The following is a 13,581-nucleotide window of genomic DNA, read 5'->3' on the forward strand; positions in this document are numbered from 1 at the left end:
GCCAAAAATCGGTCTCAAAGGTCGTCCCATGGTCTAGGCTGGAAAAGAACTCCAGCCAAGACCATCGACACAGCCGGGAACCTTGGCCCGCCTCTGGTCACTGAGACTGCCTGCGGTGGACATATTTTAACCAGTCATGCGGCTCAGACTGGCGTAAAATTATCAGTTCTGTGTTCGGATAGTTAAGCGTTCTGTCAGCATTCATCTACTTTATCGTTGTGACTGTTGGCAGCTGAATTAAAAGTGAAACGAAAAAGGGCTTCGTTAGTGCGGCACAGTAGATACTGTGTCAGACACTAACGAAGCCCTTTTATCATGGAATAATGATTGCGTTAATCTTTTTTCTTTTCGCCCGTGACGTCAACGTAGTGGAAGTTCGGGTCGATTTCGTTGTCGAGCTTGTCGAAGGCCGCCTGCATTTCTTTTTCGATGACGGCTTGGCCTTCCTCGTTTAATTTCATCTTGCGGTCGATGACGATGGGGGTTCCAAAGGCGATCGTGACCGGTTTACGAGAAAATAGTTGCTTGAAAGTCAGGGGACCTTGGTAGACGGCAGGAACTAGGGGGACGCCAGCCATCTTAGCAATGACCGCCGCACCGCCCTTGAGTTCGGCGGAGTGCCGGGAACCTGAAGGGAACATAATCAGTGATAGCTCACCCTGACGTAGAATCCGGACCGGGGTTTTGATGGCTGAAGGGCCCGGATGGTCACGATTTACTGGAAAACCGTTGACATGTTTCAACAACCATCGGAAAATAGGGTTTTGGAACAATTCTTCCTTGGCCATAAAACTAAACTTGCGCGGATAACCCGCCATGGCAAAATAAACGGGATCAAACCAGGTCCGGTGGGGACCCACCAAAACGTAAGGGCCGTCCGGTAAGTCAGCTTGGTGAACGTACCGCGCCCGGCCATTGACAATGTACAAAATCGTACAAACCACGCCCCGTAAGAATTTATAAAACATGTGATACACTCCTCTCGCAATGAAACTGATTGTTTCTAGTATGCAAAAAAAGTCGCGGGGTTGCAAGTTATCTTGTGAAAATGCCAGAGAATTGTGCGCGTGACAACTATCTGGGTGGCTGGTTTGATGACCCGAATATGTAAAAATAGCGTGAGTGTCTAAAGCATTCGTTCATGCAAGAGAAATATAGAATGGCAGCTCAAGAGAGTGAGTTACCAGGTTGGCAAAATGCGGCAGAGTGGCCAGTGTCAGTGACCAGAGGCGGGCCAAGGTTCCCAGTTGAGGTGGAAGCCCGCCTCTCAGGCTGGAACCGACCCCACAGCAGGGAACCTTGAGCCCGCCGCCGGGAACGAACAATTACCGCAAGCCAACTAATTTTAATCAAAAACCATTTAACGAAACGGAGGCGTTATCGGTGAACCTGAAACCCGATGAACGAATCGATCAATTATATAGTCAAGATATTCAAATTATTCAGAGTCCCGAGGTCTTTGCCTTTTCACTGGACGCCGTATTGTTGGCGGACTTCGCCAAGCTCCCGTTGCGCGCCACCAGTCAAACGGTCGACCTGTGTGCCGGCAATGGCGCGGTGGGCCTGTTTATGAGTGGCAAGACGCACGGCCAGCTAGCTGAGGTGGAGATTCAGCCGCGGTTGGCCGACATGGCCCGGCGCAGCATCGCTTTGAATGACCTGACGGACCGCATGACGGTATACGAGGGTGACTTGGCCCAGGTGAACGACTGGATTCCAAAAGATTCGGTGGACGTGGTGACCTGCAATCCACCGTACTTCGAAGATCTGCCGGATAGTCAGAAGAATCCGAACCGGTACCTGGCGATTGCCCGCCATGAGATTTTGACTAATTTGGCAACGATTGTTGAAACGACTAGTGGCTTGCTCAAGATGAATGGGAAGGCCTACTTTGTCCATCGGCCAGACCGACTGCTTCAGCTGTTGGAGCTGATGACGGCGAACCGGTTGGCACCTAAACGCGTGCGGCTGGTTCACCCGAAGCCCGGCAAGGAAGCCAACATGGTCCTGGTCGAAGCTATCAAGGACGGCAAGCCCGGGGGACTGCGGTTTCCAACACCACTCACAGTTTACGACGCGCAAGGCCATTACACGCCCGAAGTGGAGGCGTTACTCTATGGCCAACACTAAGTTGTATTACTTCTACGTGCTCTTGTGCGCGGACAATTCCCTGTATGGCGGATTCACGACCGACGTTGCTAAGCGCTTTGCCACCCATTTGGCCGGCAAGGGCGCCAAGTACACGAAGGTTCATCGGCCATTGAAGGTCCTCTATAGTGAAGAATTTAACAGCAAACATGATGCCTTACACGCGGAGTGGGCCTTCAAGCATCAGAGCCGGCAAAAGAAATTGGCCTACCTAGCCGATCATGGGGTAACGCTTTAGTGGAGAAAATTGGTTTATCTGTGTTACACTATCCCCGTGCTTCAAAAAAGTGTCTCAAATTAATTTGAGGAGGAAATTACTGTGAAAATTATTGCTTATGGCATTCGTGATGACGAACAACCTTATTTGGAACAATGGTCCAAGGAACAAGGGATTGAAGTTAAGGCTGTCGGCGACCTTTTAGACGACAAGACGGTTGATCTTGCTAAAGGCTATGACGGGGCAGTGGTTTACCAACAAAAGCCTTACACGGCGGCTGTCTTAGATAAGTTGGCTGCGAATGGCGTGACCAATCTGTCATTGCGGAATGTCGGTGTGGATAACGTTGATGCTGATGCTGTTAAACGTAACGGCTTTAAGGTCACCAACGTTCCCGCTTACTCACCAGAAGCGATTGCTGAATTGACGGTTACCCAATTGATGCGTCTGTTACGGCGGACACCAACGTTTGACCGCAAGCAGGCCAATGGTGACCTGACGTGGGCCCCAGACATTGCGGATGAATTGAACAGCATGACAGTGGGTATCGTCGCCACCGGTCGGATTGGTCGCGCGGCCATGAAGATTTACCAAGGCTTCGGTGCCAAGGTGATTGCTTACGATGTCTTCCACAACCCAGAACTGGAAAAGCAGGGCATCTACGTGGATACGCTGGATGAATTGTACGCCCAAGCCGACGTTATTTCCTTACACGCACCCGCAACTAAAGACAACGAAAAGATGTTGAACGACGACGCCTTCGGTAAGATGAAGGATGGCGTCTGGATCTTGAACCCTGCCCGTGGTGCGCTGATTGACACGGACGCTTTGATCCGGGCCCTCGACAGCGGCAAGGTTGCCGGCGCAGCGCTGGATGTTTACGAAGACGAAGTGGGCATCTTCAACACCGACTTCGGTAGCTTTGATGCCATTCCTGACGAACGCCTGAAGAACTTGATGAAGCGCGAAAACGTGCTGGTTACGCCACACATCGCCTTCTACACCAAGACGGCCGTTAAGAACATGGTCCAATTTGCTTTAAACAACAACAAACAATTAATTGAAACTGGCAAGGCTGAGAACGAAGTTAAGTTCTAAAAAATTGCTAGCAAAAAAGCCGCTCAACGTGAGCGACTTTTTTTATGCTTACTTTTCAATTTAGGAAGACTAACCGAATCAAACAAGTTTGCCAGTTATAATTAGTCAAATTAAGAATGAACTGTAAACCGTTGCGCAATGTCAGTGACCAGAGGCGGGTCAAAATGGTCAGCTGTGTCGGTGGTCTTGGCTGAGGTTTTGTCTCAGCCTAGTCCACGGGACGATCTTTGCGACCGTTCTTTGGCGCAAAGTCGAGGTGGAAGCCCGTTTCTCAGGCTGGAACCGACCCCATAGCAGGCCGTTTTGAACCCGCCGCCGGGAACGACTGACAAAGCACAATCGGTTCCTACAGTTCAGGGACGGCGGAGAGGGCGAGCAGGAGGTCCTGCAGTTCCAAAGAATCGCCGACCGTCTGATCAGGAATCCAACTACCGCCATCGGTCATTTCCGCGTTGCGGTGGTTGAACCAGAAGGCGTGCCAACCGGCTTGCTTAGCCCCCTTGACGTCCATGCCGTAGCAGTCACCCACGTAGGCGACCTCGGTGGCACGGAGGTTCAAGCGGTGATTCATCATCGTGAAGATCTGCGGGTCGGGTTTGGCCAAACCGGCTTCTTCAGATGTGATGATGTTATCCCGGTCGATCCAACGGTGCATTTCCAATTGCATGACTTTGGCGAGTTGGTGTTGCGTTTTACCATTGGTAATAATGCCCAACTTAAATTGGTCTTTCAGTTGGTCCAAGGCGGTTGCCAGCCCGGGGAACAATTTAATCTCTTGCAGGCCAGCGGCATAGGCTTGTTCAAACGCTAATGCCGTGGCACTGTCAACCGGCGCGGCGTCCTGCTTTTGCAGGGTAGCGTTCAAACGGTTGACGGCCATTTCTTCGTGCGACCAGCGGCCACTGGCGACCTGGTCGTAGGCACTAGCGCTTTGGCAGCGGTAGTCCTGAAAGGCCTGGGTGAAATCGAGCGTTTCTGAATTGGTTACTAGTGGTTCCAAGGCGGCCACGAAGGGAGCCTTTTGGTCATAGAGCGTGTCATCGACATCGAAGACGACCGCTTTTATCATTTCGTTTCCTCCTCATTTAGTTCTTTGGTAGTTTATCATACTTATTAAAAAATGCCAATTTTCTGGGATGAAGGGGACTAATGTTCGGCTCTGGCTTTAACCAAGGGACTAAGAGAATCCAGCAGGGCGGAAATTAACGAACGGCATCACACCAGCCTTCGGACAAGGTTGCCAAGAATCCTAAACTTTTGCTTGTGTTTAGCCGAGAGATTTTGTATAATTACTTTCGGTGCGTATGCGCCAATTCACACCTCGCGTGATGACCGGAGGGGTGCTCGCTTGCGAGTTCTCCAGTCAGTTGAGCGCGGGGGAGGAAATCAAAAACTATTTGGAGGCATTTTATCATGGCTGTTATTTCAATGAAACAACTGCTCGAAGCCGGTGTCCACTTTGGTCACCAAACCCGTCGTTGGAACCCTAAGATGAAGCAATACATCTTCACGGAACGTAACGGTATCTACATCATCGACTTACAAAAGACGGTGAAGTTGATTGACGCTGCTTACAACTACATGAAGGACGAAGCTGCTAAAGGCGCCGTTGTTCTGTTTGTTGGGACTAAGAAGCAAGCACAAGACTCTATCGAAGAAGAAGCTACCCGTGCTGGTCAATACTACGTTAACCACCGTTGGTTAGGTGGGACTTTGACTAACTGGGAAACCATCCAAACTCGGATCAAGCGTCTGAAGTCTTTGAAGAAGATGGCTACTGACGGTACTTTTGATGTTCTTCCTAAGAAGGAAGTTTCCTTACTTAAGAAGTCTCAAGACAAGTTGGAACGTTTCTTAGGCGGTATCGAAGACATGCCTAAGCTGCCTGACGTTATGTTCATCGTTGACCCTCGCAAGGAACAAATCGCTGTTCACGAAGCACAAAAGTTGAACATTCCGATCGTTGCCATGGTTGATACGAACACTGACCCAGACGAAATCGACGTTGTTATCCCATCTAACGATGACGCTATCCGTGCCGTTCGTCTGATCACTTCCAAGATGGCTGATGCCATTGTTGAAGGCCGTCAGGGTGAAGACCAAGTTGACGAAAAGACCTTTGAAAAGAAGTCTGATGCCGCTAAGGGCGACAAGAAGACCGACAACTCAATGGAAAGCATCGTTAACGCTGTCGAAGGCGACAACAAGTAATTAAATGCAAGGTTGCGGGCAACCGTGACTTTCCAAATATGATTTAAAGCACCTTAGGCTGGCTTAATGTTTAGGACCGATAATGGCCTGAGATTGAGTCAGTCTTTTTTGGTACCTTAGATGAATTGATAAAAGGAGGCCATTACACATGGCAAGTAAAATCACTGCAGCACAAGTTAAAGAGTTACGGGACAAGACTCAAGTTGGGATGATGGATGCTAAGAAGGCCCTCGTTGCCTCTGACGGCGACATGGACAAGGCCATCGACTTCTTACGTGAAAAGGGTATCGCTAAGGCCAAGAAGAAGAGTGGCAACGTTGCTGCTAACGGTTTGGCTCGCGTGAAGGTTGACGGTAACACCGCTGCCATCATCGAAGTCAACTCAGAAACTGACTTCGTCGCAACCAACGACACCTTCAACGGTTTAGTTGACTTAGTTGCCGACACGATTGCTGCTAAGCAACCAGCTGACTTGGATGCTGCTTTGGCATTACCAACTGCTGATGGCTCAACGATCAACGAAGAAATCGTTAAGACCACGCAAGTCACTAGTGAAAACGTCCAATTACGTCGTTTCGCTATCGAAAAGAAGACGGATAGCCAAGTCTTCGGTTCTTACTTACACCAAGGTGGCCAAATCGCCGCATTGGTTGTTTTGGAAGGCGCCGACGAAGCTACTGCCAAGGATGTTGCGATGCACGTCGCTGCCATCAACCCAGAATTCGTTTCTCGCGATGACATTCCTGCTGACCGCTTAGCTCATGAACGTGAAGTTCTGAAGCAAGAAGCCCTCAATGAAGGCAAGCCTGAAAAGATCGTTGAAAAGATGGTTGAAGGCCGCCTGCACAAGTTCTTGTCAGAAATCAGTTTAGCTGACCAACCATTCGTTAAGGATGGCGACCAAACTGTCAGCCAATTCGTTGCTAGCAAGGGTGGCAAGTTAGTAACCTTTGTTCGTTACGAAGTTGGTGAAGGAATCGAAAAGCCAACGGTTGACCTGGCCAAAGAAGTTCAAGACCAAATCAACGGTTAATTCCTGAAGAAAAGCGTAGATTCCGCGAGGGAGTCTACGCTTTTTTGCTGGAATTAAAACCAAACATTAATAATGATGACAATAAAATAAGTCAAAACAAGTCATGGATTCTGCGTTACACTAGACTTAGCTGGAGGCGCTATCAGTGAGAGTTTTCCAAATATGGGGAAATTTGTAAGGAATTGTCAGGAAAAACAGGTTTTCGTGCGCCCTGACTATCACTGGCCCCCTGTTTATGATAGAATTATTGTCAGAATACAATAGGAGGAAACACAATGGCGGACGTAAAGTATAAACGGATTATGCTGAAACTCAGTGGCGAGGCTTTGGCCGGCGACAAGGGGTTTGGCATCAATCCGCCAGTAATTAAAACCGTAGCGGAAGAGGTCAAGAGCGTTTATAACTTGGGCATTCAAATCGCTATTGTGGTTGGTGGCGGTAACATGTGGCGCGGGGTCTCTGGCGAACAGATGGGTATGGAACGGGCCCAAGCCGATTACATCGGCATGCTGGCCACCATCATGAACGCACTGGCACTCCAAGATAATTTGGAATCCATCGGGGTCCCAACCCGCGTGCAAACGTCGATTGAGATGCGGCAAATTGCCGAACCTTACATCCGGCGCAAAGCTATTCGGCACCTGGAAAAGGAACGCGTTGTCATCTTTGCTGGGGGCACGGGTTCACCATACTTCTCCACGGATACCACGGCTGCTTTACGGGCAGCTGAAATCAACGCCGATGCCATCTTGATGGCGAAAAACGGGGTTGACGGGATTTACTCAGCAGATCCCAACAAGGATCCTAACGCCGTGAAGTTTGACCAATTAACGCAGTTAGATATTATCAACAAGGGCTTGCACGTCATGGATACGACGGCTAGCTCACTTTCAATGGATAATGACATCCCATTTGTCGTCTTTAACTTGAACCAACCGGGGAATATCCGCAAGGTCGTCGAGGGCGAGAACATTGGGACAACAGTTAGGGGTAAATAATTATGGCTGATCAGATAGTTACAACAGCAGAATCAAAAATGAAAAAGGCGGAAGAAGCCTTAAAGCGTGAATTGGGAACGATTCGTGCCGGCCGGGCCAACGCCAGCATCTTAAACCGGGTCATGGTGGACTACTATGGCGCCGCAACACCACTGAACCAAGTGGCTTCCATTACCATTCCAGAAGCACGGCTTTTGTTGGTGACACCTTACGACAAGTCTGCCTTGGAAGACATCGAAAAGGGAATCTTGGAATCCGATGTCGGTATTACGCCAGCAAACGATGGTTCCGCTCTTCGTTTGGTCATTCCCCAATTAACTGAGGAACGGCGTAAGGAAATTGCTAAGCAAGTTAAGGCCAAAGCCGAAGAAGGCAAGGTTGCCATCCGGAACGTCCGTCGTGACGCCATGGATAGCATCAAAAAGGGCCATAAGAACGGCGATTACACCGATGACGACCTGCACAACCTGGAAGACCAAGTTCAAAAAGTAACGGACAAGGCCATCAAGGGTGTCGACACAATTGCTGCCGACAAAGAAAAGGAAGTTATGACCGACTAACCACCTATAAAAAGGAGCGCTTAAATATGGCAGAAGACAAACAAAACAACCAAGAAGATCCAGAAAACATTGAAATCACGCCAGGTACGGAACAATTTGGCAAAATGGTCTTTCGTTTAAACAATCCGGTCAACGCGGAAAACGTCTCAATCTTGAACTACAACGGTGCTGAACTGGAACAAATTCAAGACGGCGTTTACGCCCAGCCAGCCTTTGTTAGCGATGACTTCAACCTGTTCTTTGTGGTCACCCAATTGATCGGTGACGACTGGATTGTGGCCTTTTCTAAGGCAACCATCGAAAACGGCAATGAAATCACGGACCTGTCCGACCCACTCCCAACCGGGGAAGGCCTGAACCTGTTAGGCCAAGTTAGTGCCGATGACGCCAACAACCTGTTAAGCTACTTTGGTACGTTAGCGGATGCTAAGCGTGGCGAATGGCGGTTAATTGAGTAGCCGGTCAAAATTAAAGTTTTCGCTCAATTTGGGGGCCGGGATAGTTTCCCGGTCTCTTTTTTGTTATGATGAGAGGTTGTAAAGACCAATGGAGGTGCGCCGTGTTTTCATTTTCAAAAAAAGATCAAGCAACGGGTGAAGTGACAGAACGCCAGCTGGATGACGCCAACATCCCGGCTCACGTCGCCATCATTATGGATGGTAACGGCCGGTGGGCGCAGCAGCGGCATTTGCCCCGAATCGCCGGACATAAGCAAGGGATGAACACCGTCAAGACGGTGGCCAAGGCCGCGAGTCATTTAGGGGTCAAGGTGTTGACGCTCTATGCTTTCTCAACGGAGAACTGGAAGCGGCCAACTGCCGAAGTAAATTATCTGATGAAGTTGCCCGTGGATTTCTTTGGGACCTTTGTGCCCGACCTAATCAAGAACAACATCCGTGTGAAAGTCATGGGCTACACTGATCAATTGCCAGCCGCCACGCAAAAGGCGGTCAAGGATGCGATTGCGGATACCGCTGAGTGTACGGGAATGGTGCTGAACTTCGCGTTGAACTACGGGGGCCGCGCAGAAATCGTGACGGCCGTTCAGACGTTGGCACAACAAGTCCAGGCGGGGACCTTAGATCCTGCCGCGATTGATGACGCTGCCATCGACCAACAATTGATGACCAGTGACCTGGGTGAGTTGCGTGATCCCGACCTGCTGATTCGGACCAGTGGGGAAGAACGCCTATCGAATTTCATGCTCTGGCAGGTCGCCTACAGCGAGTTTGTCTTCACCCAGCAACATTGGCCGGACTTTGACCAAACGGCGCTGGAAGAGGCTATTTATGAGTATCAACAGCGACACCGGCGGTATGGGGGATTAGCCTCCGAACCGGAGAAAAAATAAAATTGAGGAGCTTTTAACATGAGACAACGGGTTATTACGGCGGTCATCGCCTTAATCATATTTATCCCCATTATTATCGCGGGGGGCATCTGGGTGGACATCGCCGCCATTGCGTTAGGCTTGGTTGCGTTGTCAGAAGTCCTGATCATGCGGAAAAAATTGCTGATCAGCCCGGAAGCTTGGATCTCTGGTATCGGTATCATTGCCGTTATCGCACCTAGCAGTTGGTGGGACTGGTTACCCAGCTACCTAAATCCTTGGTACATCGTTTATTTGTTTGTCCTGTTATTATTGTTACGGACGGTGGTTTCCAAGAACCGGTTCTCCTTTGACGATGCCGGGGTCATTACCTTGAGCATGCTCTACATCGGGATTGGGTTCCACTTTTTCATTGCCGCACGGGGCGTGGGCCTGATTGCGCTGCTGTACGCGCTATTCATCGTGTGGACGACCGACTCTGGCGCCTACATGATTGGCCGGAAGATTGGGAAAAACAAGTTGGCTCCCCACATCAGTCCTAATAAGACCTGGGAAGGCTCTATTGGGGGGTCCTTAGTGGCCACGATTGTTGGCAGTGTCTTCTGGTACTTCTACCCAATTGGTCACTACAGTTTGCTGGTCATGGTTCTGTTGACGTTGGTCTTCTCCATCGTGGGTCAGTTCGGTGATTTAGTTGAGTCCGCTTTGAAGCGTTATTACGGCGTGAAGGATTCTGGAAAGATTTTACCCGGTCATGGTGGCATCTTAGACCGGTTCGATAGTTTACTGTTAGTTCTACCAGTCATCCATTTATTCGGATTGATTTAGACTTAGCTGTTCGCTTGCGCCCCCTAGGGTCCTTAGGGTATGCTAGGGAGCAGATGCAAAAACGAAACGCTACTCTCGACTGAAGAAGGGACGACACCTGTGATTACAACGATTATTACCTTTATTATCGTTTTCGGGATTCTGGTCATCGTGCATGAGTTTGGGCATTTTTATTTTGCCAAACGCGGTGGGATCCTGGTGCGTGAATTTTCTATCGGGATGGGCCCCAAGCTGGTCTATCACCGGGGAAAAGATGGGACGACCTACACCCTGCGGCTCTTGCCGGTAGGGGGGTACGTTCGGATGGCCGGGGCCGAGGACGACGAGGAAGAAATTAAGCCTGGGACGCCAGTCAGCCTCTACGTTGGTGACAACGAGCAAGTTGAACGAATCAACACCAGTAAGAAATCGACGCTGTTTAACGGGATTCCACTGGAAGTCACCGGAACTGATCTGGAGGATGAACTCTGGATCGAAGGGTACGAGAACGGCGATGAATCTGAGGTTAAGCGCTACCCTGTGGCGCACAACGCAACGATCATTGAGTCCGATGGGACCGAGCTGCAAATTGCGCCTAAGGACGTCCAGTTCCAGTCCGCGACGCTGGGTCGCCGGTTAATGACGAACTTTGCCGGGCCGATGAACAACATTCTGTTGGCCATTGTGACCTTTATGCTGATGTCATTCGTTCAGGGTGGCGTGGCAATGGGCACCAACCAGATTCAGGTGGCGAGTTCACCAATTTCTGTGGCCAAGAAGGCTGGCGTTCAGACGAACGATAAGATTACCGCCGTCAACGGCAAGAAGACCACGAGTTGGACGGATCTGAGCAATGCCATCCAGCCACTGGCGCATAAGAAGACCACGCTGACCATTCAACGGGGAACCACGACAAAGCACGTCACGGTAACGCCCGCCGGACAAAAGTCTAACGGCAAGACCGTGGGGATGATTGGGATTACTCAGGCGCAGGACAAGCATATTGGGGCCATTTTGGCCTCTGGCTTCACCCAAACCTGGACCATGACCAAGGCTTTGTTTGGCGCGCTGTGGCATATGGTCTCCGGTCACTTTAGCTTGAATGATTTAGGGGGGCCTGTCGCCATCTTTGCGACAACCTCTCAAGCCACGCAGTACGGGGCCGTTGGGGTGCTGAACTTCTTAGCATTCCTCTCAATTAACTTAGCAATTGTCAATTTATTGCCAATTCCAGCCCTCGATGGTGGTAAAATATTATTAAACTTTATTGAAGCCATTCGACGCAAACCACTTTCAGAAAATGTGGAAGCGGCGATTACGTTGGTGGGGGTAGGGTTCTTGGTTCTACTCATGCTCTTAGTGACGTGGAACGATATTGAACGTTACTTCATTCATTAACAAATTCGGTCGTTACGGGAAGGGAATATTTAACTATGAAACAATCGAAACTACTCATTCCAACTTTGAAGGAAGTTCCGAATGGGGCAGAAGCGTTGAGCCACCAAATGATGTTACGGGCGGGGTATATTCGCCAAGTCACTGCTGGGGTTTACGCTTATTTGCCACTGGCTTACCGGGTCTTAGCGAACATCGAAACGATTATTCGCGAAGAAATGGAAAAAATTGACGCTGTTGAAACGTTGATGCCAGCCATTTTACCCGCTACCTTGTGGCAGGATTCTGGCCGTTACGAGACGTACGGTCCGAACTTATTTAAGTTTAAGAACCGCCACGACACCGACTTTATTTTAGGGCCAACCCACGAAGAAACCTTTACCATGTTGATTCGTGACGCCATTAAATCCTACAAGCGGTTGCCGTTGGTGATGTACCAAATCCAACCCAAGTACCGGGATGAAGACCGGCCACGGTACGGCTTATTACGGGGCCGTGAGTTCATCATGAAGGATGCTTACTCCTTCTCAATTAATGATGAAGACTTAGACCGAATCTATGATCAAATGGAACAGGCCTATGAGAACATCTTCAACCGGGTCGGCTTGAACTACCGGGCCATCGTTGGGGATGGTGGTGCCATGGGTGGGAAGGATTCCAAGGAATTCTCCGCCATCGCACCCGTTGGGGAAGACACCATCGTCTACTCCGACTCCTCTGATTACGCAGCTAACTTGGAAATGGCTAAGAGCCTCTTCATCAGTAAGAAGTCTCACGCCCAAGCCGAAGACCTGAAGAAGGTTGCGACGCCTGGTGCCAAGACCATTGATGAAGTTGCCGATTTCTTTGACGTGAAGCCTGCAACTTTAGTTAAGAGCATGCTTTACGTTGCCAACAAGGAACAACCCGTGATGGTCTTGATTCGTGGGGACCACGAAGTCAACGAAACCAAGCTGAAGAATTACTTGGATGCTGACTTCTTGGACCCAGCAACGCCAGAAGATGCACAGAAATACTTGAACGCTAACTTCGGTTCACTTGGTCCCGTTGGTGTCGGCGAAGACGTTAAGATTTTAGCCGACCAATACGTGGGCGACATGGTCAATGTGATCGTGGGTGCCGATGAAGATGGTTACCATTACGTGAATGCCAACGCTGGCCGCGACTTCCGGGTCGACGCCTACGCTGACTTCAGAGATGTCCAACCCGGTGACCTGTCACCAGACGGTTCTGGCGTCTTGAAGTTCACCAAGGGAATTGAAATTGGCCATATCTTTAAGTTAGGGACGCGTTACTCCGATGCACTCGGCGCAACCGTTCTGGACGAAGGTGGCCGGCAAAAGCCTGTTGTGATGGGGTCTTACGGTATCGGTGTAAGCCGTTTACTGTCTGCCATTGCGGAACAACAAGCTGATGAGAACGGGCTGGTTTGGCCCCGGAACATTGCGCCATTTGATATTCACCTGGTTCCCGTCAACCTGAAGAAGGAAGACCAAGCGAACCTGACGACTGAACTCGAAAATGAGTTGACTGCCAAGGGTTACCGCGTGCTGACCGATGACCGGAAAGAACGCCCAGGCGTGAAATTCGCTGACTCTGATTTGATGGGGATTCCGGTCCGCATCACGATTGGGAAAAAGGCCGGCGAAGGTATCGTTGAAATTAAAATTCGCAAGACTGGTGAAACGGTCGAAGTGATCAAGGACGAGGTTGCTAGTACCGTTGAAATCCTGTTCAAGGACATCGACTAGCGACACCGTAAAGACCAGCATTGATGGCTGGTC

At 50.0% G+C, this 13,581-nt stretch carries 14 protein-coding genes; 12 read left to right on the forward strand and 2 right to left on the reverse strand.

Annotated elements, in window-relative coordinates; all coding sequences use genetic code 11:
- Positions 1-332: 332 nt before the first annotated feature.
- Positions 333-968, reverse strand: coding sequence for a lysophospholipid acyltransferase family protein (locus ACEPST_RS11920; protein WP_204121454.1), 636 nt, complete (start codon positions 966-968; stop codon positions 333-335).
- 415 nt (positions 969-1,383) lie between these two features.
- Between ACEPST_RS11920 and ACEPST_RS11925 the strand changes: the two genes are divergently transcribed.
- From ACEPST_RS11925 to ACEPST_RS11935, 3 genes are all read left to right on the forward strand, one after another.
- Entirely contained in the window at positions 1,384-2,130 is a 747-nt protein-coding gene (locus ACEPST_RS11925; RefSeq protein WP_204121453.1) for a tRNA1(Val) (adenine(37)-N6)-methyltransferase, read from the forward strand.
- Positions 2,117-2,386 (forward strand): GIY-YIG nuclease family protein, encoded by a 270-nt coding sequence (locus ACEPST_RS11930; protein ID WP_203637336.1) that lies wholly within the window; start codon positions 2,117-2,119, stop codon positions 2,384-2,386. The genes ACEPST_RS11925 and ACEPST_RS11930 overlap by 14 nt, the downstream gene beginning before the upstream one ends.
- Before the next feature lie 81 nt (positions 2,387-2,467).
- Entirely contained in the window at positions 2,468-3,463 is a 996-nt protein-coding gene (locus ACEPST_RS11935) for a D-2-hydroxyacid dehydrogenase (protein ID WP_204121452.1), read from the forward strand.
- A 346-nt stretch (positions 3,464-3,809) separates the two neighbouring features.
- On the opposite strand, the gene ACEPST_RS11940 is transcribed toward ACEPST_RS11935, so the two are convergent.
- A complete protein-coding gene (locus ACEPST_RS11940; RefSeq protein WP_203645468.1) occupies positions 3,810-4,532 on the reverse strand; it encodes an HAD family hydrolase in 723 nt (240 codons plus the stop codon).
- Between the two features lie 344 nt (positions 4,533-4,876).
- Here ACEPST_RS11940 and rpsB point away from each other — a divergent pair, with 344 nt between their 5' ends.
- The 9 genes from rpsB to ACEPST_RS11985 all read left to right on the forward strand — a co-directional run bounded on the left by rpsB (position 4,877) and on the right by ACEPST_RS11985 (position 13,548).
- Entirely contained in the window at positions 4,877-5,674 is a 798-nt protein-coding gene (gene rpsB / locus ACEPST_RS11945; RefSeq protein WP_125762893.1) for a 30S ribosomal protein S2, read from the forward strand.
- Positions 5,675-5,822: 148 nt separating this feature from the next.
- The gene (gene tsf, locus ACEPST_RS11950; RefSeq protein WP_125762890.1) at positions 5,823-6,707 is read left to right on the forward strand and encodes a translation elongation factor Ts; all 885 of its coding nucleotides are present in this window, start codon (positions 5,823-5,825) and stop codon (positions 6,705-6,707) included.
- Positions 6,708-6,982: 275 nt separating this feature from the next.
- Positions 6,983-7,705, forward strand: a complete 723-nt coding sequence (gene pyrH, locus ACEPST_RS11955; protein WP_125762888.1) for a UMP kinase — start codon at positions 6,983-6,985, stop codon at positions 7,703-7,705.
- Positions 7,706-7,707: 2 nt separating this feature from the next.
- Positions 7,708-8,265, forward strand: a complete 558-nt coding sequence (gene frr, locus ACEPST_RS11960; protein WP_373306108.1) for a ribosome recycling factor — start codon at positions 7,708-7,710, stop codon at positions 8,263-8,265.
- A 26-nt stretch (positions 8,266-8,291) separates the two neighbouring features.
- The gene (locus tag ACEPST_RS11965) at positions 8,292-8,723 is read left to right on the forward strand and encodes a hypothetical protein (protein WP_125762884.1); all 432 of its coding nucleotides are present in this window, start codon (positions 8,292-8,294) and stop codon (positions 8,721-8,723) included.
- 101 nt (positions 8,724-8,824) lie between these two features.
- Entirely contained in the window at positions 8,825-9,616 is a 792-nt protein-coding gene (locus ACEPST_RS11970; protein WP_203645473.1) for an isoprenyl transferase, read from the forward strand.
- Positions 9,617-9,634: 18 nt separating this feature from the next.
- Complete coding sequence (locus ACEPST_RS11975; protein WP_203637340.1) at positions 9,635-10,423, forward strand: phosphatidate cytidylyltransferase; 789 nt, start codon at positions 9,635-9,637, stop codon at positions 10,421-10,423.
- Positions 10,424-10,522: 99 nt separating this feature from the next.
- Positions 10,523-11,800 (forward strand): RIP metalloprotease RseP, encoded by a 1,278-nt coding sequence (gene rseP / locus ACEPST_RS11980; protein WP_203645475.1) that lies wholly within the window; start codon positions 10,523-10,525, stop codon positions 11,798-11,800.
- Positions 11,801-11,835: 35 nt separating this feature from the next.
- Positions 11,836-13,548 (forward strand): proline--tRNA ligase, encoded by a 1,713-nt coding sequence (locus tag ACEPST_RS11985; protein ID WP_203645477.1) that lies wholly within the window; start codon positions 11,836-11,838, stop codon positions 13,546-13,548.
- The last annotated feature ends 33 nt before the right edge of the window (positions 13,549-13,581 follow it).

The organism is Levilactobacillus sp. FUA 3915, from assembly GCF_044053135.1.
Taxonomy (GTDB): domain Bacteria; phylum Bacillota; class Bacilli; order Lactobacillales; family Lactobacillaceae; genus Levilactobacillus; species Levilactobacillus lanxiensis.